Origin of the sequence: Rhodococcoides fascians A25f (assembly GCF_000760935.2) — a bacterium.
In the GTDB taxonomy this organism is placed as follows: domain Bacteria; phylum Actinomycetota; class Actinomycetes; order Mycobacteriales; family Mycobacteriaceae; genus Rhodococcoides.
In genome coordinates this window covers 1,500,762-1,525,940 of the sequence record NZ_CP049744.1, presented here as the reverse complement: position 1 = coordinate 1,525,940, position 25,179 = coordinate 1,500,762, and the positions used below count along the sequence as shown (strand labels likewise).

The window sequence follows — 25,179 nt, the reverse complement described above, 5'->3', positions numbered from 1 at the left end:
TTCGGGGCGGCCCCATCCGATTCAGGACCGAACTCGTCCGTGATCTCGGCAAGACTCGAACGCATGACGAACCTCGACCGCACCGGATCCCAAATCGACCACCTCAACATCGGCGTCGCCGATCTCGCCGCCAGCGCCGAGTTCTACGGCGCTGCACTCGCACCGCTCGGGATCACCGAGATCATGCGGGTACCGCACACCCCCGAGGCGAACCAGCTCGCCATGATCGCGTTCGGTTGGGCGCAGGTGAAGCCTTTCTTCTGGATCGTCGATGCACCGGGGTCGGCTATCGGACCGCACACCCATCTCGCGTTCAGTGCCTCGGACCGCGCCACGGTCGATGCCTTCCACACCGCAGCGCTGTCGGCAGGAGCTATCGAACTCCGGCCTCCAGGACTACAGCCCGAATACCACGCGACGTACTACGGATCTTTCGTGCGGGACCTCAACGGCATAGACCTCGAGGCTGTCTGTCACCACGAATGAACGACGTTGTCGTAGTCCGAGGTGGAGGTTGTCGCTGCGGTCGGGGCAGTCACTGCGGTTGAGGCAGTGTCCCGTTGATTCGCATATGGTCGCGTAGACGCGTGAGAATCGACTCGAGAGTGGAGACTTCGTCGGGTGCGAGCCCGTCGAAGAACAATCGCCGCACCACGTCGACGTGACCTGCTGCCGACGCGTCCAGAGCCGCTCTGCCCGCTTCGGTGAGAACGGCATCCGTGGCGCGCGCGTCGGTAGTCGAGACCGTGCGATCGGTGAGACCTCGTGCGGACATTCGGGCGAGGTGATGGGAGGCCCTGCTGCGCTCCCAGCCGATCTCGGCGGCCAGGTCGGTCACCCGGCGACGCCCGTCGGGACTGTCCGCCAGCGCGACGAGCACCGAGTAGTCGGCCAGGGACAGACCGTGGTCCTCGGTCAGCTGGCGGTTCATCTCGAAGGTCATCTGCAGCGACAGCCCCATGTAGGCGCGCCACGCCGATTCCTGGGACGGCGTCAGCCAGGGAGAGTCGGCCGTCGACCGATTACGTGACATGTCATGTTCTTTCTGAGATGCTTGATCCGGGGTGCAGGCGCAGTAGACCCCGATAACCAACCTTAGGGGCACACCATGGATCGCACGTCTCATGCCGAGTTGGTACGTCGCAACGTCGTCGAAGTGTTCAACGCCACCGACGCCGAACGACGACGCGAGCTGATCGAATCCATGTACCACCCGGACGCGGTGTTCTACGACGCCGAGAACACCGCGACCGGACGCGAAGCCGTCATCGACGCGATCACCGCACTCCTCGCGGACTCCGCAGGCCTGTCCTTCTCCGTCACCGTCGAACCCGCTGCGCTGGGCGACGTTGCCCGCATCTCCTGGGCACTCTCACCACCCGACGCCCCGGCCGTCGTCACCGGCCAGGACTTCGCCGTCGTCAGGGACGGCACGATCGCCGAGCTGTACACGTTCGTCGATCGGAAACAGCCCGGCTGACCCGTCAGGCTTGCACGACCCACACCGAATTGCCGTCGGGATCTCGCAGCGCGAACATCGGCGGAACGCCGTCCACTTCTTCCATCAAGTCGTCGAGATCGACGCCGCCGAGGGCGCTGAGCCGCGCATGCTCGGACGCGACATCAGCTGTCTCGACACCGATGGACCCACCGCCGGGCGTGCCTCCCATCGGCGGGTTGAGGGCGAGCCGCGCGGTCGAACCGGGCGGTGCCATCTCCAGCCACCGGTACTCACCCTCGGGGCCGAAACGCGAATCACCGCGGACCTCGAACCCGAGCACACGCGAGTAGAAATCGAGAGCCGCATCCTGATCGGCCACGGAGAACATGGCCACGCCGATTTTCACGATAGAGCTGGATGTTTGGTTGGTCATACCGGTAACGACTCGAGGCGCATCGAAAACTCATCGCTCCCAGAGTCACAACAACAAAGCCCCGCACCGACCGAAGTCGATGCGGGGCTCTGTTTGTCACGCCTTGTCGTCGTGAGCAGAAACTCGTAGTGGGCTACGAGTTTCTGTTCACGTGCGACGAAGTCGCTCTAGCGGTATTCGTTGGAGAAACCGTAGTCGTCGAGCGGCACTGCAGCACCGGTTCCCTGGCCGAAGCCGTCCGGGCTGTAGTACTGATCGTCGTACGACGGCACCGCGTATGCCGCGGCACGCGCCTCTTCGGTCGGCTGCACCGTGATGTTCCGGTACCGGTTGATGCCGGTACCAGCCGGGATGAGCTTACCGATGATGACGTTCTCCTTGAGACCTATGAGCTTGTCGCTCCGGCAGTTGATCGCCGCATCGGTGAGCACACGAGTGGTCTCCTGGAAGGACGCTGCCGACAGCCACGAGTCGGTGGCCAGCGACGCCTTGGTGATACCCATCAGGACCGGACGTCCGGCTGCGGGCTCGCCACCCTCGGAGACGACACGACGGTTGCTCGACTCGAATTCGCTGCGCTCGGTGAGTGAACCGGGCAGGAATTCGGTGGAGCCGCTGTCGATGATCGTCACGCGACGGAGCATCTGGCGCACGATCGTCTCGATGTGCTTGTCGTGAATCGACACACCCTGCGACCGGTACACCTCCTGGACCTCGTTGACGAGGTGGATCTGCACCTGGCGAGGACCCATCACGCGCAGAACCTCGTGCGGATCGGCAGCACCTTCCATGAGCTGCTGTCCGACCTCGACGTGGTCACCGTCCGCCAAGAGGCGCTCGGTGCCGTCGTCGTGCTTGAAGACGCGCAGACGCTGACGCTTGGAGAGCTTGTCGTAGACAACCTCTTCGCCGCCGTCGTCCGGGACGATGGTGATCTTGTAGAAACGATCGCCGTCCTCGAGCTGAATGCGTCCCGACACGTCCGCGATCGGAGCCTTGCCCTTCGGCACACGTGCCTCGAACAGCTCCTGCACGCGAGGCAGACCACCGGTGATGTCATCTCCGGCGACACCACCCTGGTGGAAGGTACGCATGGTCAGCTGGGTTCCGGGCTCACCGATGGACTGTGCGGCAACGATACCGACGGCCTCACCGATGTCGACCAGCTTGCCGGTGGCCATCGAACGGCCGTAGCAGGTGGCGCAGACGCCGGTTCCGGTGGTGCAGGTGAGCACCGAGCGAACCTTGACCGACGTGATGCCCGCAGCGAGCAGTGCGTCGATGGCCGGGTCACCGAGATCGTGTCCGCGAGCGACGATGACCGTGCCGTTCTCGTCGACAGCGTCGTTCGCCAAGGTGCGGGCGTACGTGCTGGTCTCGACGTGAGCGTCGCGGATCATCTTGCCGTCGGCGGTCTTCTCGGCGATCGTCGTGACGATGCCGCGCTCGGTGCCACAGTCGGTTTCCCGAACGATGACATCCTGCGAGACGTCGACCAGACGACGCGTCAGGTAGCCCGAGTCGGCGGTACGAAGCGCCGTGTCGGCCAGACCCTTACGAGCACCGTGCGTGTTGATGAAGTACTCGAGGACCGTCAGGCCTTCCTTGAAGGAAGACTTGATCGGACGCGGGATGAACTCACCCTTCGGGTTCGTCACCAAGCCCTTCATGCCGGCGAGCGAGCGAACCTGAGTCATGTTTCCGGCTGCGCCGGACTTCACGATCATCGGGATCGGGTTGTCGTCGGGGAAGTGGGCCTCCATGGCCTTACCGACCTGCTCGGTTGCGTCCTGCCAGATCTTGACCAGTGCGGAGTTGCGCTCGACCTTGTCGAGTGCGCCACGCTGGTACTTCTTTTCGATCTGATCGGCCTGAGCCTCGAAGGTCTCCATGATCTGCGGCTTCTCCGGCGGCACGAGGACGTCGGAGATCGAGATGGTGACACCCGAACGCGTGGCCCAGTAGAAGCCTGCGTCCTTGAGCTTGTCGACGGTCTGCGCGACGACGATCATCGGGTAACGCTCGGCGAGATCGTTGATGATGGTCGACTGACGCTTCTTCGGCATCTGCTCGTTGACGAACGGGTAGTCCGCCGGAAGCAGCTCGTTGAAGAGCACGCGTCCCAGAGTGGTTTCCGCGGTCCATGCCTCGCCGCGGTTCCAGCCCTCGGGGAACAGCTCGTTCTCGATCTCACGCGGCGGGCGCTGCGTGGTGAGACGAACCCGAATCTGCGACTGCACCGTGAGCGATCCACGGTCGACGGCCATCTGCGCCTCGGCCGGGGAGGAGTACGCCCCGAACTCGGCGTGATCGGTCTTGGCGTCGGCGCGCTCGCCGACAGCACCGGCATCGAGACGAGTCAGGTGGTACAGACCCGTCACCATGTCCAGACGCGGCATGGCGAGCGGACGGCCCGATGCCGGCGAGAGGATGTTGTTCGACGACAGCATCAGCACGCGCGCCTCGGCCTGAGCCTCGGCGGACAGCGGGAGGTGGACAGCCATCTGGTCACCGTCGAAGTCGGCGTTGAACGCCTCACACACGAGCGGGTGCAGCTGGATGGCCTTGCCCTCGACGAGCTGCGGCTCGAACGCCTGGATGCCCAACCGGTGCAGGGTGGGTGCACGGTTCAGCAGCACGGGGTGCTCGGCGATGACCTCTTCGAGAACGTCCCACACCTGCGGACGCTGACGCTCGACCATGCGCTTGGCCGACTTGATGTTCTGCGCGTGGTTCAGATCCACCAGACGCTTCATCACGAACGGCTTGAACAGCTCGAGAGCCATCAGCTTCGGCAGACCGCACTGGTGCAGCTTGAGCTGCGGGCCGACGACGATGACCGAACGGCCCGAGTAGTCGACGCGCTTGCCGAGGAGGTTCTGACGGAATCGACCCTGCTTGCCCTTGAGCAAGTCGGAGAGCGACTTCAGCGGACGGTTACCCGGTCCGGTGACCGGACGTCCACGACGGCCGTTGTCGAACAGGGCGTCGACCGACTCCTGCAGCATCCGCTTCTCGTTGTTGACGATGATCTCGGGTGCACCGAGATCGATCAGACGCTTGAGGCGGTTGTTGCGGTTGATGACGCGGCGGTACAGGTCGTTGAGGTCGGACGTCGCGAAACGGCCACCGTCGAGCTGCACCATCGGACGAAGCTCCGGTGGGATGACCGGGACAGCGTCCAGGACCATGCCCATCGGCGAGTTACGGCCCGCCTGGAATGCGGCGACGACCTTCAGACGCTTGAGCGCGCGCAGCTTCTTCTGACCCTTGCCACTGCGGATGGTCTCGCGAAGAGATTCCGCCTCGGCATCGATGTCGAAGGTCTGCATGAGCTTCTGGATCGACTCGGCACCCATGGCACCGGTGAAGTACTCGCCGTACCGGTCGATGAGCTCGCGGTAGATGAGCTCGTCGACGATGAGCTGCTTGGGAGCAAGCTTGGTGAACGTGGTCCAGATCTCTTCGAGACGATCGAGCTCACGCTGCGCGCGGTCACGGAGCTGACGCATCTCGCGCTCGCCGCCGTCCTTGACCTTGCGACGCACGTCGGACTTGGCACCCTCGGCTTCGAGCTCGGCGATGTCGGCTTCGAGCTTCTGCGCACGAGCCTCGAGATCGGCGTCGCGCTGATCTGCGACGGCCTTCTTCTCGACCTCCATCTCGGCCTCTAGCGTCGAGAGCTCGTTGTGACGGAGCTCGTCGTCGACCGTGGTGATGACGTAGGCAGCGAAGTAGATGATCTTCTCGAGATCCTTCGGAGCCAGGTCGAGCAGGTAGCCCAGACGCGACGGCACACCCTTGAAGTACCAGATGTGGGTGACCGGAGCGGCCAGTTCGATGTGGCCCATGCGCTCACGACGCACCTTGGCGCGAGTGACCTCGACGCCACAGCGCTCACAGATGATGCCCTTGAAGCGGACGCGCTTGTACTTGCCGCAGTAGCACTCCCAGTCCCGAGTGGGGCCGAAGATCTTCTCGCAGAAGAGGCCGTCCTTCTCGGGCTTGAGCGTGCGGTAGTTGATGGTCTCCGGCTTCTTGACCTCGCCGTAGGACCACTGACGGATGTCGTCCGCAGTGGCAAGGCCAATGCGAAGTTCATCGAAGAAGTTGACGTCGAGCACGTAACTTCCTTTCCCCGTTATGGGTGTTGTGCTGGAAGAGCAAATGAGAGAAACGCCTGCCGGATCCGCACTGGGCGGATCCGGCAGACCACAGAACTACTGAGCGAGGTCGTCGACCGTGGCAGCTTCGTTGCGGGAGAGGTTGATTCCCAGGTTGGCTGCGGCACGCTCGAGGTCTTCGTCGTCACCGTCGGCCATCGTGATGGCAGCACCGTCCGAGGACAGCACCTCCACGTTGAGGCACAGCGACTGGAGCTCCTTGAGGAGCACCTTGAAGGACTCGGGGATACCGGGCTCCGGGATGTTCTCGCCCTTGACGATCGCCTCGTACACCTTCACGCGGCCGACAACGTCGTCCGACTTGATGGTGAGAAGCTCCTGCAGCGTGTACGCGGCACCGTAGGCCTGCATGGCCCAGCACTCCATCTCACCGAAGCGCTGTCCACCGAACTGAGCCTTACCACCGAGGGGCTGCTGAGTGATCATCGAGTACGGCCCGGTCGAACGAGCGTGGATCTTGTCGTCGACCAAGTGGTGCAGCTTGATGATGTACATGTAGCCCACCGACACCGGGTACGGGAACGGCTCGCCGGAGCGGCCGTCGAACAACGTGGCCTTTCCGTCGGAACCGACCATCTGCTCGCCGTCGCGGTTGGGAATCGTGCTCTCCAGCAGGCCGGCGAGCTGATTCTCCTTGGCACCGTCGAACACCGGGGTGGCGATGTTGCTGTCGGCCGGAGCCGCCAGCATCTCCTCGGGCAGGCGTTCGGCCCAATCGGGCTTGCTGCCGTCCGCGGCGATCTGCACGTTCCAACCGGTCTTGCCGATCCAACCCAGGTGGGTCTCGAGGACCTGACCGATGTTCATACGACGCGGAACACCGTGGGTGTTGAGGATGATGTCGATCGGGGTGCCGTCGGGCAGGAACGGCATGTCCTCCTGCGGGAGGATCTTGCCGATGACGCCCTTGTTGCCGTGACGGCCGGCGAGCTTGTCGCCGTCCTGGATCTTGCGCTTCTGAGCCACGTAGACGCGGACCAGCTCGTTGACGCCGGGAGGCAGATCGTCGTCGTCGTCGCGCGAGAAGACGCGGATGCCGATGACCTTTCCGTTCTCGCCGTGCGGAACCTTGAGCGAGGTGTCGCGAACTTCGCGAGCCTTCTCACCGAAGATGGCGCGCAGCAGGCGTTCTTCGGGGGTCAGCTCGGTCTCGCCCTTCGGCGTGACCTTTCCGACCAGCACGTCGCCGTCACGAACCTCGGCACCGATACGGATGATGCCGCGCTCGTCGAGGTCTGCGAGGACCTCGTCGGAGACGTTCGGGATGTCGCGAGTGATCTCTTCGGCACCGAGCTTGGTGTCGCGAGCATCGATCTCGTGCTCCTCGATGTGGATCGAGGTGAGAACGTCCTCTTCCACGAGGCGCTGCGACAGGATGATCGCGTCCTCGTAGTTGTGGCCCTCCCACGGCATGATCGCCAGCAGCAGGTTCTTGCCGAGTGCCATCTCACCGTTCTCGGTGCAGGGGCCGTCGGCGAGGACCTGGCCGGACTCGACACGCTGTCCCTCGTCCACGATCGGACGCTGGTTGGCGCAGGTGCCCTGGTTGGAACGCGCGAACTTGCGCATCCGGTAGGTCTTGCGCGATCCGTCGTCGGCCATGACCGTGACGTAGTCGGCGGAGACCTCTTCGACGACACCGGTCTTCTCGGTGATGACGACGTCACCGGCGTCGACAGCGGCACGCAACTCCATGCCGGTACCGACGATCGGAGCCTCGCTGCGAACCAGCGGGACAGCCTGACGCTGCATGTTCGCGCCCATCAGGGCACGGTTTGCATCGTCGTGCTCGAGGAACGGAATCATCGCGGTGGCGACGGACACCATCTGACGAGGCGAGACGTCCATGTAGTCGATGTCGTCGGACGAGACGAACTCGACCTCTCCACCCTTACGACGGACGAGAATCTTCTCCTCGATGAAGTGACCCGAATCGTCGACCGGAGAGTTCGCCTGCGCGAGCGTGTGGCGATCCTCCTCGTCAGCGGTCAGGTAATCGACATCGTCGGTCACCTTGCCGTCGACGACCTTGCGGTACGGGGTCTCGATGAAGCCGAACGGATTGACGCGTGCGTACACCGAGAGCGATCCGATCAGACCGATGTTCGGGCCTTCCGGGGTCTCGATGGGGCACATGCGGCCGTAGTGCGAGGGGTGCACGTCGCGGACCTCGAGGCCGGCGCGCTCACGAGAGAGACCGCCGGGTCCCAGTGCCGACAGGCGACGCTTGTGCGTCAGACCCGACAGCGGGTTGTTCTGGTCCATGAACTGCGAGAGCTGGGAGGTTCCGAAGAACTCCTTGATCGCAGCGACGACGGGACGGATGTTGATCAGGGTCTGCGGCGTGATCGCCTCGACGTCCTGAGTCGTCATACGTTCGCGCACGACGCGCTCCATGCGGGACAGGCCCACGCGGATCTGGTTCTGGATGAGCTCGCCCACGGTACGAAGACGACGGTTGCCGAAGTGGTCGATGTCGTCGACCTCGACGGGAACCTCGACGCCCTCGGGTGCGGTCATCGAGGTCTCACCTGCGTGCAGACGCACCAGGTACTCGATGGTCGCGACGATGTCTTCCTCTGTGAGGGTCGACGCCACGATGGGCTGACCCGAGTTGAGGCCGAGCTTCTTGTTGATCTTGTAGCGACCCACGCGAGCGAGGTCGTAACGCTTGTCCTTGAAGAACAGGTTCTCCAGCAGGGTCTGCGCCGACTCCTTGGTCGGCGGCTCGCCCGGACGCAGCTTGCGGTAGATGTCGAGGAGAGCCTCGTCGGTACCGGCGGTGTTGTCCTTCTCCAGCGTGGCCATGAGGATCTCGGAGAAGCCGAAGCGCTCCGTGATCTGCTCGGTGGACCAGCCGAGAGCCTTCAGCAGCACCGTGACGGGCTGGCGACGCTTGCGGTCGATGCGGACACCGACGGTGTCGCGCTTGTCGACGTCGAACTCGAGCCAAGCACCGCGGCCGGGAATGACCTTGACGCTGTGCAGGTCCTTCTCGGTGGTCTTGTCGATCGAATGGTCGAAGTAGACGCCCGGAGAACGCACCAGCTGCGAGACGACGACACGCTCGGTGCCGTTGATGATGAAGGTGCCCTTGTCGGTCATCATCGGGAAATCACCCATGAAGACCGTCTGGCTCTTGATCTCGCCGGTGTTGTTGTTGATGAACTCGGCGGTGACGAACAGCGGAGCTGCGTACGTCATGTCCTTGTCCTTGCACTCATCGGTCGAGGCCTTGACCTCGTCGAATCGTGGGTCGGAGAAGGAAAGCGACATCGAGCCCGAGAAGTCCTCGATCGGAGAGAGCTCGGTCAGGATGTCCTCGAGTCCGCCGGAGACACCACTGTCTCCGCGGGCGGCGGCACGGTCGCGCCAACTTTGCGCACCTACCAGCCATTCGAACGAATCCGTCTGTACATCGAGGAGACCGGGTACCTCCAACGGCTCGCGAATGTTCGCGAACGAAACCCTCCTCGGGGCTCCCGGTGTTCCGACAACTGCCTTGGTCTGGCTAGAGACTGCCAAGATGCGTCCTTCCAGCACCTCACGCGGGTCGCGCCGTTCCGTCGACTGACAGGACCTGTCAGCTGACACGACATGGCGACCGCCGCTGTATCTGTTTGCTATATGTGGGGCGAATTTCGGCTGGTCGCAACCAGACCGAATCCCCATTACAGAGGCCCGAGAACGAGTCTTCGAGCAACAGCAATCGAGAGGTGGACAGGAGGCAGCCAGCGCAACGTCCAAAGGTACCCCAAATGTGCGCACAGCGCAACGGGGGCATCAAAAGTAGCACCCGAGGTCCGTTCGCGCGCCGAGTCGGCAGCAGCGTGTCGACCTTCCTCGCCGCGACCCGACCGAGAGCGCCCGCTGAGCGGACGCCGTACGAGCCTGCAACCGATGACGAACAGCTGCGGCGAACTGAAAGCTGTGGTGAACGATCGTGTGCGGTCGCCACCACGGGGGTGCTCCTTCACGACAAGAGTGAACCCTGCGTCTTCCTTCGTCAAGAGGTCCGAGGGAATCCGCCGTCGCTATGGCAATCGCGCTCGGCTTCTGATTGTATTTCTTCTGTCGCAACCGGGGGTGACGTCGTCAGGTGATCGGGTTCGCCGCGTGACAGATCTTCCTCTGTGCCACAGGCATATTCACGGAGCACTCACATCACGTCTCGCGGGGGGACAACATGATCACGGTGGTAATGGTCGACGCCGGATGCAGGTGTCGAGCCTTCGGTAGTCCAGCGTGACCAGGGGTTCGCCCGTCGTCGACTTGCTCATTGTCCGTGCTCGCTGGGTCCTGGCCGTCGTGGTTGCGACCGTTCTGCTCGCCGGAACCTGGGGCCTCGGCGTCGTCGACGAACTCAGCCTCGGTGGCTACAGCGACCCCGACAGCGAGTCGGCGAAGGTCGATGCCCTCGTCGAATCCCGGTTCGGCCGCGACGTTGCGGACATCGCGGTGCTCTACACCCCGACGGACGGACGAACGGTCGACGAGATAGCCGATACCGTGGGCGCGAGCCTCGCCGGTATCGACGCGGGAGTGCTGGCTCGCGATCCCGTCACCTATTGGACGGTGCCCGACGCCTTTGCTCCGGGCCTGCGATCGTCGGACGGGAACTCTGCCCTCGCGGTGCTGACGCTGACCGGCGACGAGGACCAGCGCGTCAAGTCCTACCAGGACCTGCGCGAGGGGTTGACGATCGACGGCGTGACCGTGCAGTTCGGTGGATTCTCGGCCGTCGTCGACGCGTACAACGAGCAGGCGCGAGCAGATCTGGTGCGAGCCGAGACCATCACCTTCCCGATTCTGCTGGTTCTGCTCCTGATCGTCTTCGGCGGACTCGTCGCCGCAGGAACTCCGTTGGTGATCGGCGGACTGAGCGTGCTGGCGTCCCTGGCCGTGCTGCGAGCGGTGAACAGTGTCTCCGAAGTGTCGGTGTTCGCGACCAATATCGCGTCCCTCGTCGGACTCGGAATGGCCGTCGACTACAGCCTGTTCGTGATCACCCGGTTCCGCGAGGAGTTGCGCAACGGGCGCGGAACGGCGGATGCGGTACGCCGCACGATGTCCACCGCCGGCCGCACCGTGGCGTTCTCGGCACTGCTGTTGATCTGCGGGTTCGTCGGAATGCTCATCTTCCCGCAGGCGATGATCCGCTCACTGGGCTTCGGCGGCATGGCGGCAGTGGCCGTCGCCGCCGTGATCTCGCTGACCGCCCTCCCCGCCGCACTCGCCCTCCTCGGCCCCCGCATCGATTCGCTGAGCTGGCGCAAGGGTGCGATCGACCGCGGCGAGGCACGGGCGCAGAAGTTCTGGGGCACGGTGGCAGACCGCGTGATGCGCAGGCCCATCCTCGTCGCCGTTGCCATCATCGGTGTGCTGGCCGTGCTCAGCGCGCCCATCTCCGGCGTAGCTCTGGGCGACCTCGACCACACCGGCCTGCCCCCGGACTCGCCCGCCCGGATCGCCACACAGAAGCTGATCACCGAATTCACGCTCGCCAACAGCGGCGTCACCGTCGCCGTCGAATCGCTCACCGATGCACCGCCGAGCCCTGCCGCGGTCGCAGAAGTCACCGACGCCATCGGCCGCGCGGACGGAGTCACGGCAGCGTTTCCCAGCGGCAGCGCCGACAATCTGACCGTCGTCGATGCCATCATGACCTCGGCCGATCGCACCCCGGCTGCACTGGCGACAGTCGATGCGATTCGATCGATCCCCGCTCCGGCCGGGACCACGCTGAGAGTGGGCGGTACCACCGCGCAGAGCGAGGACGGCATCGACGCGATCTACTCCACCATTCCGTGGATGTTGGCCATCATGGTGCTGGCCACTTTCACGATGACGACACTGGCATTTCGCTCGATCGTGCTCAGCCTCAAGGCAATTGCCATGGCGATGGTCAGCCTGGCGGCGACTTTCGGTGTGCTCACCTGGATCTTTCACGACGGCCACGGCAGCGGGCTGATCGGCGTCACTGCCGGCCCTTTGCAGTCCACGATGAGCATCCTCGTCATGGCGGTCGTGTTCGGCCTCTCCACCGACTACGAGATCTTTCTGCTCTCACGCATCGTCGAGGCCCACGACAACGGAGCCACCACCACAGACGCAGTCCACATCGGGGCCGCTCGCACCGGACGCATCGTGACGGCCGCTGCGCTGCTGCTCATCAGCGTCACCGCGTTCTTCTCGTTGTCCGAACTGTCGATGATGCGACTCGTGGGCATCGGCATCATCGTCGGTCTCGTCATCGACGCCACCATCGTGCGTATGATGCTCGTGCCCGCCCTCGTCACGCTGATGGGAGATGCGAACTGGTGGCTCCATCCCACCCCGAAACGACCGACTGGGACTGGGCAGGGCGGGGCCGGTCAGGACGGGGCCGGAGTCCACGAACTTCCGGGAGCTCCGGCCCCAGCCGACTACTGAGTGCTGACTACTGACTACCCTCGCGCCATCGGGTGGCCTCGGCGAGCGCGAACCCGTGGACGTCGGCCAGCTCACCCAACCGCTCGACGCTGTCTCCGTCGAGACTGGTGCCGATGCTGCGGAGGTCGAACTCACCCGACAACGCGATCAGCATCGTCTCGGCCATGCAGGCGTACGTCAGGCCCGGAGCCAACCCGTAGGTCAGACCGAAATCCGAATCCGACGGCACCCTGACGATGCCGCCGTCGAACACCGTCACGTCCGGCCGCTCACCGCGCACGTCGCGGCCGATGTTCGGTGGCTGCGCAACGTCGCAGACGATGGCACCGTCCATCAGATCGGTCGGGTCGATCAGTGCGTGCGGTGCCGACGTCGCCGCAATCACGATCAGCGAATCATGCACCGCAGCAACGGGATCGGTGAAGAACTCGATGTGCCCGGACCTGATCAGGTCATCCAGGTCACCATGCACCTCGAGTGCAGCAGCGGCGAGATCCCCCGAGCCGGACCCGCCTATCGCACTCGCCACCATCTCTTGCGCCGCCGCCCACAACTTCGGCGCGATGACCGAGCCCTCACCCTGCCGACCGACCAGAGCGATACTGCCGACCTCGCCGGCCAGCTGCTTGCCGATGGTCCGCCCGATGGCCCCGGCAGCACCGAGAATCGTCACCCTGGCCTGCGCGACGTCGATTCCTCGTTCGCGGCACACGCGTCGAACGGCCCGCAGACTCGCCGCGGCGGTGAACGTGTTGCCGGTGGTGATAGGCCGAGACGTTGCCCCGAGACCCAACCCGTTCCCGGTGATCACCGACGAGTAACCGCCCAACCCCACTACCGTCGCGCCGCGCGAGATCGCGAGTTCGACGGCACCGCCCACCACCCGCAGCGCCTGCTCGGTCGGCAGATGCAGCAACTGCTCCGAGGTGTAGGGCAGCCCGATCAGGTCACCGTGTGCCGTCGCGTCCCCTCCCCCGACGACCCGGCCACTGCCGATGACGAACGACGCGGGGTCGAGCTCGGACGTCGATGCAGCGAACCGGCGAAGCAGATCCTGACGTTCGGAATGATCGAACACCTCGAGCGCAGGATCGAAGGCGGCGAAGAACCCCAGATCCAAAGGGTGCGCGATGAACGCGAACCGGCGATCCGTGGAGCGCACGGCGATATCGGGGGTGCGGCCCGGACGTAGTGCGGTGAGCGAGGGTGGGGTGCCGACGGTCGGGCGACCCAGCAGGTGCCCGAACAATCCGTCCAGGTCCCCTACCGCCGCGTAGCCGAGCGCCCGATCCAACGCGGCCACCAGACGTGCACACTGCGCCGCCGACACCGTCAGCGGTGGCTCGATCCGAATCACCCTGGTACCGAACAGGGTCGGAGCAACCCGGATCCCTTCGACATTGAGCAGATAGGAGCAGATCACCGCAGTCAGATTGTGTTGCTCGGCAATCGAACCCAGTAGCGACTGACGCCCCACGAAGTTCACGTCCGCAGTCAGCTCGATTCCGAGCAACAAGCCGCGGCCGCGAACGTCGGTGACCACGGACGGATACTTCTCGGCCAACGCACCGAGATCCTTCGTCAACTCCCGACCGAGCACGGCCGCGTTCGTCACCACCGCGCAGTCGTCCCTGGTGAGCTCGTCGATGACTGCGATACCCACCCGAGCCGCCAGCGCGTTGCCCGCGAACGTCGACGTGTGACGCAGCGCGAAGCTCTCGTCCACCAGCTTCGGCGCACACAACACCGCACCCACCGGCACGATGCCGCCACCGAGCGCCTTCGCCACGGTCAGAATGTCGGGCACCACCCCCTCGTGTTCCGCCGCGAACATCCGCCCGGTCCGGCCGAGACCGGTCTGCACCTCGTCGAACGCGAGGAGCACACCGTGCCGATCACAGACATCCCGCACAGCCCGCAGATAGCCGTCGGGCGGGCACACCACTCCGCCCTCACCCTGAATCGGTTCCACGAGAAAGACCGCATAGTGATCCGGCGCGGCCGTCAGGGCTGCATCGAGTGCATCCGCATCGCCGAAGGCGATGTGATCGAAGCCGACCACCGGAGCCCCGAATCCACTCTGGTACTTGATGTTTCCGGTCGCAGACAGCGCGCCGAGCGTCTTGCCGTGGAAACTGTTGCCGGTGGTCAACACTCCCAGTCGCCCGGTGTGCGCTCGCGCGAGCTTGAGCGCAACCTCGGTGGCCTCGGCACCGCTGTTGACGAACGTCGTTCGCGTCAACCCGTCGGGTGCGATGCGCCCCAACCGATCTGCCAGTTCACCTGCTGCAGTCAGCACCGAGGGCTGCACGAAAATTGCCTCTCCACTGCACCGAACATCGTTGATCGCCTGCCAGATCGGCGTGGGGCCGTGCCCGAACGGAAGTGCCCCGTATGCACCGGCGAAATCGAGATAACGTCGGCCCGCGGCGTCGAACAAGACGGTCCCGTCGCCGCGCACGTACTCGCGATCCAGATCGAGGGCGGACAACAATCGGTACAGTTCGGGATTGACGTTCTCGGCGAAGCCCGAGCGACCGGACCTCGATTCCAGCACGGATAGATCGATAGTTGTGTCAGTCATGACCAGCATGCTCCGTTTTCATCGGATCCATCCCTGGCTGTCGAGCGTCGAAATGGTTGTCCCGAACAACCAGGGCTCGTCCCAAGCCAGGACGCAAACGCGATGGTAATCCGGTCGTGCGCATGCGACAGATGAGTGCACAACGCACGAAAAAGCCCCGCTCGAGCAGGGCTTCTGCATCGAACGGGGCTGAATCGAAGAGCGGGGCCGAATCCCTGAGCGGGGCCAGCGGGTACCGGTACTACTGATCGTCGATGGCCGACAGCTTCCAGGTGCCGTCGACCTTCTCCATGTTGACCGTCAACGGGCCCTCGGCACTACCCGACGCCACACCGTCCTGCGTGGCGCTGATGTTCACGTTGGCGATCAACTCGGCCTTGTCGTCCTCCAGCCGCGAGACGCCGATGTCGGTAACCATGGCCTCGGTTCCCGTCTTCGTTTGCACCACAGCGGATTTGGTGGTGTCCGCAGTGGAGTTGAACTCATCGAGCATCGACTGATTGAGCACCGCACGGGCAGCATCGAAATCGGCATCGATCGTGTCGGCCTTGTACGTGTACAGAGTCTGAAGCGCGTCGGTCGCCGCCGAGGTGACTTCCTGGGTGGCTGCAGAATCCACCCAGGCAGCATTGTCGATCGTGGCGAACGGCTTGAACGCCGCAACAGCAGCGAATGCACCGAGCACCACGGCGATGATCGCGACGACGACCACGTGCTTGTAACCGATACCCGACCTCGACGCCTTGCGCGAGGTGACAGCCTGGTCCGCGTCCGCGTCGGAAGCCCCCGACGTGGCGGAGTCGAGCGGAGTGGCGGCCTTGTCGGTGGCATCGGACTTGGTGGCGTCGGACTTGGTGGCGTCGGACTTGGTGGCGTCGGACTTGGTGGCGTCGGGCTTGGTGGCGTCGGGCTTGGTGGCAGCCTTGGCCAGTGAGGGCTTCGAATTCGCGCTCTCGTCGGCGACCGTCTTGCCTGCAACCGTCTTGTCGGCAACCGTCTTGTCGGCCGCAGGGGTGCTCGGTGCCGGTGTTGTTATCGCGGTCGTCTCGGTCGTGTCCGAACCCTCCGCGGTGGTCGAACCCGCGTCGGACGCTGTGGGCTTACCGGTGCCGGCCACCTTGCGGCGCACCTTGCTGGTGGTGGTGGGTGGGACGATCTTGCGACGCTGGGGAGGCACTACAGAACTCCTTCGAGACTCACTGCACTACAGACGGAAAAGACACTGCCCGGGGAACGTCAGTTGCCACCGGAATCCGGCTGTGGGGCCGGCGTCGCTTCCGCGCTGGGGGTAGCCGCATTCGGGTCGGCTGCATTCGGGTCGGTAGCACCCGGTTCGCTCGGTATGACGGGATTGGTGTTGGGGTTGTCCAGCGAGATCCGCGAACCGATGGGGTCGACCTTGTTGGTCTTCCACACCCCGTCGACTTCTTCCATGGCCAGTCGCATCGTGAGCTTGCTTCGCTCGACGCGGTCGGGCCACGTCGTAGTCGTCTTGATGACTACGAGAGCCTCGGCGGTGTTCTCGTCGGTACTGAGCTCCGTCACCGCGGCATGCAATACCTCGGCCTCACTCTTGGCACCGGACTGACGGACCTGATCGGTGATACCCGAACGCGTCTGCTCGAGGTCGTTGAGCATCAAGTCACCGGTGATGGACGACTTCATGTTGTCGAACGACTGATCGATGTTGGCGGCGTCGACCGTGTTCAGGTTGACCGCCGCCTGCTGGGCACCGGTGAGGGCAGAGTCGCGAGTATCTTCCGTCGGCTTCTGGCTGAACAACGCCGTGCCCCAGCCGTAACCGAAGAACACCGCCGCTGCGAGAGCAGCCACGGCGATCACCGTGACGACGGCAAGAAGAATTTTCGCTGTCTTGTTCTGCCCTGGAGTCGCTGGGGACTCCAGGGCTTCGGTGCTCGAGTTCACATTTTCACCCTACTACTCGGTAATATCCGGCCGAACCACTCTCGGCCCGACGATAGTGCTGAGCAGCAATTCTTCCGATGTCGCTACTTCGGCGTGACGCCGATGAGCGGTGCCAACTGGGTGGCGATGGGGTTGAGGTTGAGCTTCTCGGGATCGACCTTGGGGTTGAGATCCCACGGCTGCGGCACGTCCGGATCGGCAAACACGATTCGGTTCGCGCTGCGAACGCCCGTCACGCTGCCCTGTGGCGTTGCACAGTTCGCGTCGAGGTTCAGCGGGTAGTTCTCCCGGGTCGGGTCGAAGTTCGGGTTCTTCCGCTTCTCCTCGTCCAGGATCGCCTGCGAGCCCTCGTAACCGACCGTGCAGGGCGGCGGGTTGTTGACCTCGAGCAACAGACCCTGATGGATCGTGCCGTCGTTCGGGACGATGGTGGAGATACCGGCACCGAGCGCAGGCAGGAATGTCAGGAACGGCCGAAGAGCGAGATACCGCGGCTCGGCCTGAGCCGCGACAAGCGCAAGGTTGTTGATGTCGGTCGTCAAGGCCGGCCCGGCTTCGGTGATCAGACCACCGAGCTGATCACCCGCAGCGGTTCCGGTGTCGATGAGCCGACGGATGTCGGGATCGCTGGACTTCAGCTGAGCCGTCACCTGATCCAAGCTGGTACTGAACTCGCGGATCAGATCCGACTGCTCGGACTGTGTGTCGAGCACCGGCACCGCGTCGCGCACCAATGCCAGCGTCTGCGGGAGTGCCTCGTTGCCCGCCTCGGAGATGTTGCCGAGCGAGTCGACGAGCGATTGCAGATCGTTGCCCTTGCCGTCGAACGCCACCCCGAGCTCGTTGACCACCTTCGTCAAGTTCTCCAGCGGTACCGATCTGACCAACGTGTCGGTGTTGGCCAGCACGTCCTGCACCGGAACGGGAGTCGATGTGTTCGCGGCTGCAATCTGGGAGCCGTCGACCAGGAACGGTCCCTGATCGGTCTGCGGCTGCAGATCGACGTACTGCTCGCCGATCGCGGACCTGTTCGCCACGACGGCCTTCGTGTCTGACGGGATGTCGGGACCGCCGTTGTCGAGCTTGAGTTCCACCTGAACGCCGTCCGGCGTCAACTGCAGGCCACCGACGGTACCCACCGGCACCCCGCGGTACGTGACCTCGGCGTTGGTGAAGATTCCACCGGAATCGGCGAGATTGAGCGCCACCTTGTACTGCCCGAACCCGAGCATATTGTCCAGACGAACGTACTTTCCGCCGACGAAGATCAACCCGACGAGGGCGATCACGACGAATACCACCAACTGGTACCGAACGAGCTTCGATCTCACTGGCCAACTCCGAACTGTTCGAGCAGATCATTCAACGGGGCCAACGGGTCGAACGGCGCTGGCTCTGCCGCGGCGGCCTGACCGCTCGGTGCACCCGGCCCGGGAACCGGTGACGGGATGATCGGCGGCAACGGCAGCAACGAGATCGTGGGCCAGCCCGGACGCGGTCCGTTTCCGTTGTAGTACGGATTGGACGGATCCACGACGGGGAGCGTGTTGCCGTACTTCGGCTGGACGTAGACCGGATCTCCCTCGCCGACACCGAAGTTACGAAGCGCAGTTCCGATCGACAGGTCCAGCGACAGGAACAGGTTTGCCGAGTTGCCCTCGATGATCTTCTCCGTGCCGTCGGCGAACGGCAGTGTGGGGATCACCGACAGCGACGTCACCACGTCGTCCGCCGAATCGGCCAGTGCCTGCAGCGTGGGGCGTAGCGCTCGCAGGTCTGCGATCAGATCGTCCTTGGATCGGTTGATGACATCGGTGCCGACCGAGCCGAGGCGATCGAGCGCACCGAGCATCTCCGTCAGCTGCGGTCGCTGCTGCTCGAGTACGTCGGTGGCGATCGGCAGATCCTTGAGCACCCCGTCGATCTTGTCGGTCTGCGAGTTGACGCGCCCGCTGAGCGTGTCGAGACCGTCGATGGCACGGGTGATGTCGTCACGCTGCTGATTGAGTCCATCGATCAGCGTGTTCGCCTGCTGCAGAAGCTCTTTGGTCTTACCTTCACGACCGTCGAACGCAGTACTCAGTTCCTTGACGATGGGCGAGAGCTGACCGACGCCTCCGCCGTTGAGCAGCAGCGAGAGCGCGCCGAGGACCTGTTCGATATCGGTGGCATGGCGAGTTCGATCGAGCGGGATCGTGGCACCGTCCTGCAAACGCGCGGCTTCCTCGTCACCCGGAGGTGCGGACAGCTGCACGAACTTCTCGCCGAGCAGGTTGGTCTGCTGGACCGACGCGATCGCGTTGGCCGGCAGGTCGACATCGGAGTTCAGGATGACGTTGACGTCGGCGGTCCAACCATCGTTCGGAACCGTGATCGAGTCGACGCGGCCGACGGCCACACCGTCGACCTTGACGGTCGACTGCGGGACGAGGTCCAGTACATCGTCGAACTGCACCGTCAGGTTGAACGGGTTGTCTCCGACATCGGCACCACCCGGTAGCGGGATGGCGTAGATGCCTGCCGACGAGCATGCACCGGCAGACAGGGCCACCACGCACAGTCCTGCGCCGAGGGACAACGAACGCTTCACGCGAGCTCGATTCCGATTCACAGAGGTACTCACTGTCCCCCACCTCCGATGTACGACTGCTCCAGACCCGGCATCGAGCTGGTTCCGAGCTTGGGCGAGACCACGCCCGGGACCGTGCCCGGCACGGACTGGTTCTGCTGGATGTCGTTGGTGAGAACACCGAACGGCAGCACAATCCGGTTCTGGTCGGCGAGAGGCGCCTGAATCATGGTCGTGATGTTGGCGCACTGATCGATGATCGGCTGAATCTGCGCTCCCAGAGCCTCGAAGCGCGGATCACCGGGTACCAACTTGCCCAGGTCGATCAACCGGCAGACGGTGCCGAGAGGATCCTGGGTCTCGTTCTGCAGATTGGCGCGCGAAGCGAGCGTGCCCGACTCGGCGTCGTACGCATTGACCAGGTTGCTGATAGCCAGTGGCAGCAACGTCAAGGTCTGCACCAACTGCTCACGGTTGTCGGCCAGGGTTTGAGTGGGCTGTACGAGCCCGTTGGCCGCGTCGGTCAGTTCGGTGCGGTTGTCGGCGACGAACGTGGCGACGTCACCGAGCGACACCGAGAGTTGCTGCAGCGCAGCACCGAGATCCTCACGCTGACCGGACAGGAAACCGGTCAGGTCGGCCAACTGGGTGTTGAAGTTGCGCACCTGCTGATCGTTCACGGACAGAGCACTGACGAAGGTCTGCAGATTCTTGATCGTGTCGAACACGTCGGTACGCGAGTCGCTCAAGGTCCGACCGGCCGCCGAGAGCTGAGTGATGCTGTTGCCCAGCGCTTCACCGTTGCCCTCGAGGTTGGCGGCACCGGTGTTCACGAAGTCCGTGAGCGCGCCGTCCTTGTTGGCCCCGTCGGGCCCGAGAGCTTTGGACAGGTCGTTGATCGACGAGTACAGCTCGTCGACCTCGACGGGTGTGGCCGTGCGATCTCGACCGATGGTCGTTCCGCTGGCCATGGTGTCGCCGCCGGTGTACGCGGGTGCGAGCTGAACATAGCGATCGGCGACGAGCGACGGGGTGACCTGGACGGCCTTCGCATCGGCCGGGATGTCGATGCCCCGGTCGACTCGGAGGACGACCTCGACGTCGTCGCCCATCGGGGTGACGGAATCGACGGTACCGACCTTGACGCCGAGCACACGCACCTCGGAACCCGAATAGATGCCGACCGACTTGTCGAAGTAGGCGGTGATCTTGGTTGTTCCGGCCCTGGTGAACAGCCACCACCCGGCGACCGCTACGACCAGTGCTACAACCACGACGACCGCGATGATTGCGAGTTTGTTCTTGTTTCGCGGCGCTGCCTGAGTGTCTGTCATCAGTTCCCCGCCAACTTGTCGACCGAGGGCTCGCGGTAACCAGGTATCAACGGAACTCCGGGTGGTGTGAGGTTGGCCAGGACGATATCGAGCCACCGGCCGTTACCGGTCACGTTGGTGTAGAGGCGAATGAACGGCTCGTACAGCTTGAGCGCCCGGTCCAGATTGTCGTTGTTGCGCTGCAGGATCTCGATGACGCCGTTGAGCTGCTGCAGCATCGGGTTGATGGTGGCCTCGTTGTCGCGGACCAGACCGGTCAGCTCCTGAGATACGCGCTGCGTGCCGGTGAGGAGCTGCGAGATGGCCTGCTGCCGGTTGTTGAGCTCTTCGAGCAACGGGCCTGCATCGGTGATCAACTTGTTGAACTGCTCGTTGCGGTCGGCCAGCACCTTCGAGGTCTCGCCGGTAGCGGCGAACAGCTTCTTCAGTTCCTCGTCGCGGCTTGCCACTGTCTGAGAAAGCCGAGTCACGCCGTCCAAGGACGCACGAATGTTCGCCGGCGTCTCCGAGAACGCCTCGGACAGGGTTCGCATGCTGTTCGCGAGTTGATCGGTGTCGATGTCGTTGATCGTCGATGCCGCCGCCGAGAACGCATCGATGACGTCGTACGGAGACGTGGTGCGATCGAGTGGAATCGTGTCCTTGGGGCTCAACGTGTCCGAGCCGCTGGGATCGAGGGCCAGGTATTTCTGACCCAGGAGCGTCTTGATGGCGATGGCCGCCCGTGACTCGTTGCCGACCCAGGCGTCCTGCACCGTGAAGTCCACGAGCACCCGGTCGCCTTCGAGACGCACATCGGTCACCTTGCCGACCTTCACACCCGCGATACGGACCTCGTTGGACGGCTTGAGACCTGCTGCTTCGCTGAACTCTGCGGTGTACACCGATCCTGCACCGATGATCGGAAGCCGGTCGAGAAAGAAGACAGACATCGTGGCGAGCAGGATGATGGCGATTCCCAGCGCACCGATGGTTGCCGGACTACGACGAGATTTCATTGCTTGATCCCCCCAGCTTTGCAGCGCTCTGCCGAGTTCGTGTACAGCGGCTGGTTTACGGTCGGAAGCCCGGTCGGCAAGTTCAGGTTCGGCGAATACCCCGGTCCGGCAACGATGTCGATGCCGCAGAGGTAGAACGTGAACCAGGATCCCTGCTGGGCCGTGCGGATGAGCTTGTCCAGCTTGTTCGGCAGAATTCCGAGGACCTTGTCGACGTCGTCGCTGCGGCGGTTGACCGTCTCCGACAGCGTGTTCAGTGCCGTCACCGATCCCTGGATCGACGGCCTCGTCGGCTCGAGCAGGTCGGCCGTTGCGTTGGTCAGACCGGCCAACGACGTGACCGCCGAACCCACGACATCACGATCGGCCGACAGTCCGGAGACGAGCTTCTGGGTGTTGACGATGAGACTGTCGAGCTGGCCGTCGTTCTGATTGACCGTCGCCAGCACGTTGTTGAGATTGGTGATGACCTGGCCGATGACCTGATCCTTGTCTGCGACCGTGTTCGTCAGACTCGCAGTGTTGGTCACCAGCTCGTTGATGGTGCCCGACTCCCCCTGGAACACCTGAATGATCTGGTAGGACAGCTTGTTGACGTCGTCTGCACTGAGCGTGGTGAACAGCGGCCGGAAGCCGTCGAACAGCGTGGTCAGGTTCACGGCAGGCTTGGTCCGCTCCAGCGGGATCGTCGCACCCCCGTTGATCTTCTGACCTTGGTCCCCCGAGCCCTGCTCGATGGCGATGTAGCGCTGACCCACCAGGTTTCGGAAACGGATGGTCGCCGTCGAACTCGCGGGCAGCCAGTCGCGGCTGCTGAGCGTGAAGTCCACCTTCGCTTCGCGCTCGTTGGCGATCTCGATGTTGTCCACCTGGCCGACGCGAACGCCTGCGATCCGAACTTCGTCGCCCTTGTTGAGGGAGGTGACGTCGGTGAACATTGCCGAGAACGTGGTGCCGCCGCCGCCACTCGAATTGGCGATGGTGAAGGCAAGGGTGGCCGTGGCGAGGATCGTGACCACAGCGAACACGACCAACTTGATGATCGGCGCGAGAAGGCCTCTCATTTGACGCTCACCTCCGCTCCTCTCAATGCCGGGGCGCCGATAGCGGCCGCCCACGACGGAATGCTTTCGGGTGCAACACCACTCGCCTGTCCGTAGATCACGGCGAGAGTGTCACGCTCGAAGTCCGAGCCCTCGTAGCTCGCCGGCTCCGCGGATTCCGCGATGGCCGGAACGATGGAACTCTGAGCCGACTTGGGTGGGCCCTGTCCGGGGATCTCCTGCGGACCCGGGTTGCGGGTCGGGACCTGGTACGAACCGTCGTTGATCGAGCCTCCCGGGTACTGCGGGAAGAACTCGCCGGGTGCTGCAGGCTCGAAGCACGTAGCTCCGCGATCGTCGAACAAGCGCGGCTCGTCCTGGTTCGGCAAGTAACGGCCCTTCGGGTTCACGAACGATGCGGAGACGTTGATGCCGGGGTACTCGTCGCCCTCGCCGAGCACCACCGCGCCGCGCCTGGCACCTTCGGCGAACTGAGTGAAGGTGCAGCCGAACGTCGGTGAGAACTCGGCGAGCAGTTCGAGAGCCTCACGGGAATTCGACGCCAAGCTGATCAGATTCTCGGAGTTCGCCTGCAGGAAGTCCGCGGTGACGTTCGACGCCGACGTGAGCGAGCCGTACAGCGTCTCGAGACCGGACTGACGCTCGACGACGGTGTTGCCCGTCGTACGCAGATTGTCCAGAGCCGAGATCAGCTCCGGTGCCGCGTCCGCGTAGGTCTGGGAGAAATCTGCGAGACCGACGAGGGTCTGCTGAATGTTCGGCAGCTCCGTGTTCAGACCTGACACGATGTTCGTCAGATTGTCGATGGTCTGCCCCAGTTGCTCGCCGCGCCCGCTGAGACCCTGAGCCAGTGACCCGAGGGTATTGGCCAGATCCTGCGGCGGAATCGCCTGCAGCAGCGGGAGCAAGCCGTCGAGCAGCTGCCCGACCTCGATCGCGTTTCCGCTCGTGTCCTGACGCAGAACCGTGCCGTCGGTGATCGGCGACGCCGAATCGTTCTCGGGCACGATCAGCGAGACGTAACGCTCACCGAACAGAGTCTTCGGAAGCAGCCGAGCCGTCGCGTTCGACGGAATCAGCGGTGCCTTGTCCGGATCGATCGCCAGCTGCGAGGTGACGACACCGTCGACGCTCGACGCCGATCGCACCTCGCCCACGATCATTCCGCGCACCTTGACGTCCGCGTTCATCGGCAGAGAGTTTCCGACCGAGTCGGTTTCCAGGCTCACGTTCACCACGGACTTGAACGTCTTGTTGTAGGAGGTGATGCTCCATCCGAGAAACAGGATGAGCACCAGGAAGAATGCAAGTCCGAGCAGTACTCGCTGCAGTCGCGACGGCGAGTCGATCATCCGGCAACCCTCACTGTGGTGGTCGTGCCCCAGATGGCGAGGCTCAGGAAGAAGTCCAATACGGCGATCGTGACGATTGCCGTACGCACGGCGCGGCCCACTGCGACGCCGACGCCAGCCGGTCCGCCCGAGGCGTGATAGCCGTAGTAGCAGTGGATCATGATCAGCACGAAAGCGAAGATGAGCACCTTGAGGAAGGAATACAGCACGTCTTCCGGGGGCAGGAACAGATTGAAGTAGTGGTCGTAGGACCCCGACGACTGGCCGTTGAAGATCGTGCTGATCCCCCTGGACGCCACATAGGACGCAAGCAGGCCGACGATGTAGAGCGGGATGACCGCGACGAAGCCGGCGATCATGCGGGTGGTGACGAGGAACGGCACGCTCGGCACGGCCATGACCTCGAGCGCATCGATCTCCTCGGAGATCCGCATGGCACCGAGCTGAGCGGTGAAGCCACAGCCGACGGTTGCCGAGAGCGCCAGGCCCGCGACGATCGGTGCGATTTCACGGGTGTTGACGTACGCGGACAGGAACCCGGTGAGCACGGAGCTACCGAGCTGTTCGAGCGCTGCGTAGCCCTGCAGGCCGACGACGATGCCGGTGAAGCCCGACATCATCACGATCACGCCGATGGTGCCACCGATAACGGCCAGCGCGCCGCTGCCGAAGGTGACCTCCGCCAGCAGGCGGAGCACCTCCTTCTTGTAATGCACGGCAGTCTTGGGAATCCACCCGATCGCCCGCAGATAGAAGGACATCTGCTCGCCTGCGCGATCGAGCACGTTGAGCGGAGCATTGCCGACGCGCTTGACGCGCATCAGTGTGCGGTCACCGCGACCTCTTGCGATAGTCATCGCGG

Annotated in this window: 17 protein-coding genes; 3 read left to right on the top strand and 14 right to left on the bottom strand. The window is 63.9% G+C overall.

Annotation, left to right across the window (positions count from 1 at the left end; genetic code table 11):
* The first annotated feature begins 63 nt into the window (after positions 1–63).
* Entirely contained in the window at positions 64–486 is a 423-nt protein-coding gene (locus BH93_RS07380) for a VOC family protein (protein ID WP_037171729.1), read from the top strand.
* A gap of 49 nt (positions 487–535) precedes the next feature.
* On the opposite strand, the gene BH93_RS07375 is transcribed toward BH93_RS07380, so the two are convergent.
* Entirely contained in the window at positions 536–1,033 is a 498-nt protein-coding gene (locus tag BH93_RS07375; protein ID WP_037171731.1) for a MarR family winged helix-turn-helix transcriptional regulator, read from the bottom strand.
* A 75-nt stretch (positions 1,034–1,108) separates the two neighbouring features.
* Between BH93_RS07375 and BH93_RS07370 the strand changes: the two genes are divergently transcribed.
* Complete coding sequence (locus tag BH93_RS07370) at positions 1,109–1,480, top strand: nuclear transport factor 2 family protein (protein ID WP_037171734.1); 372 nt, start codon at positions 1,109–1,111, stop codon at positions 1,478–1,480.
* A 4-nt stretch (positions 1,481–1,484) separates the two neighbouring features.
* Here BH93_RS07370 and BH93_RS07365 read toward each other — a convergent pair whose 3' ends face one another.
* The 3 genes from BH93_RS07365 to rpoB all read right to left on the bottom strand — a co-directional run bounded on the left by BH93_RS07365 (position 1,485) and on the right by rpoB (position 9,601).
* Entirely contained in the window at positions 1,485–1,847 is a 363-nt protein-coding gene (locus BH93_RS07365; protein WP_242459146.1) for a VOC family protein, read from the bottom strand.
* A 194-nt stretch (positions 1,848–2,041) separates the two neighbouring features.
* Positions 2,042–5,998 carry a DNA-directed RNA polymerase subunit beta' gene (locus BH93_RS07360; RefSeq protein ID WP_032401941.1) on the bottom strand — a complete coding sequence of 1,319 codons (3,957 nt, stop codon included), beginning with the start codon at positions 5,996–5,998 and terminating at the stop codon, positions 2,042–2,044.
* 96 nt (positions 5,999–6,094) lie between these two features.
* Entirely contained in the window at positions 6,095–9,601 is a 3,507-nt protein-coding gene (gene rpoB / locus BH93_RS07355; RefSeq protein ID WP_032380471.1) for a DNA-directed RNA polymerase subunit beta, read from the bottom strand.
* A 702-nt stretch (positions 9,602–10,303) separates the two neighbouring features.
* Between rpoB and BH93_RS07350 the strand changes: the two genes are divergently transcribed.
* On the top strand, positions 10,304–12,490 hold the full coding sequence (locus BH93_RS07350) for an MMPL family transporter (RefSeq protein ID WP_037171737.1): 2,187 nt from the start codon (positions 10,304–10,306) through the stop codon (positions 12,488–12,490).
* A 7-nt stretch (positions 12,491–12,497) separates the two neighbouring features.
* Here BH93_RS07350 and BH93_RS07345 read toward each other — a convergent pair whose 3' ends face one another.
* The 10 genes from BH93_RS07345 to BH93_RS07300 form a co-directional block, all read right to left on the bottom strand.
* The gene (locus tag BH93_RS07345) at positions 12,498–15,074 is read right to left on the bottom strand and encodes an aminotransferase class III-fold pyridoxal phosphate-dependent enzyme (protein WP_037172181.1); all 2,577 of its coding nucleotides are present in this window, start codon (positions 15,072–15,074) and stop codon (positions 12,498–12,500) included.
* A gap of 241 nt (positions 15,075–15,315) precedes the next feature.
* Positions 15,316–16,251: a hypothetical protein gene (locus tag BH93_RS07340; protein WP_037171738.1), complete on the bottom strand. Its 936-nt coding sequence runs from the start codon at positions 16,249–16,251 to the stop codon at positions 15,316–15,318.
* A gap of 59 nt (positions 16,252–16,310) precedes the next feature.
* Positions 16,311–17,000, bottom strand: a complete 690-nt coding sequence (locus tag BH93_RS07335; protein WP_032380469.1) for a hypothetical protein — start codon at positions 16,998–17,000, stop codon at positions 16,311–16,313.
* Between the two features lie 83 nt (positions 17,001–17,083).
* A complete protein-coding gene (locus BH93_RS07330) occupies positions 17,084–18,331 on the bottom strand; it encodes an MCE family protein (RefSeq protein ID WP_032380468.1) in 1,248 nt (415 codons plus the stop codon).
* Positions 18,328–19,590, bottom strand: a complete 1,263-nt coding sequence (locus BH93_RS07325; protein WP_155290861.1) for an MCE family protein — start codon at positions 19,588–19,590, stop codon at positions 18,328–18,330. The genes BH93_RS07330 and BH93_RS07325 overlap by 4 nt, the downstream gene beginning before the upstream one ends.
* A gap of 29 nt (positions 19,591–19,619) precedes the next feature.
* A complete protein-coding gene (locus tag BH93_RS07320; RefSeq protein WP_032380466.1) occupies positions 19,620–20,903 on the bottom strand; it encodes an MCE family protein in 1,284 nt (427 codons plus the stop codon).
* Positions 20,903–21,901, bottom strand: coding sequence for an MCE family protein (locus BH93_RS07315; protein WP_032380465.1), 999 nt, complete (start codon positions 21,899–21,901; stop codon positions 20,903–20,905). The genes BH93_RS07320 and BH93_RS07315 overlap by 1 nt, the downstream gene beginning before the upstream one ends.
* Complete coding sequence (locus BH93_RS07310; RefSeq protein WP_032380464.1) at positions 21,898–22,965, bottom strand: MCE family protein; 1,068 nt, start codon at positions 22,963–22,965, stop codon at positions 21,898–21,900. The genes BH93_RS07315 and BH93_RS07310 overlap by 4 nt, the downstream gene beginning before the upstream one ends.
* A complete protein-coding gene (locus BH93_RS07305; protein ID WP_032401935.1) occupies positions 22,962–24,317 on the bottom strand; it encodes an MCE family protein in 1,356 nt (451 codons plus the stop codon). The genes BH93_RS07310 and BH93_RS07305 overlap by 4 nt, the downstream gene beginning before the upstream one ends.
* Positions 24,314–25,174 carry an MlaE family ABC transporter permease gene (locus BH93_RS07300; protein ID WP_032365270.1) on the bottom strand — a complete coding sequence of 287 codons (861 nt, stop codon included), beginning with the start codon at positions 25,172–25,174 and terminating at the stop codon, positions 24,314–24,316. The genes BH93_RS07305 and BH93_RS07300 overlap by 4 nt, the downstream gene beginning before the upstream one ends.
* Between the last annotated feature and the right edge of the window lie 5 nt (positions 25,175–25,179).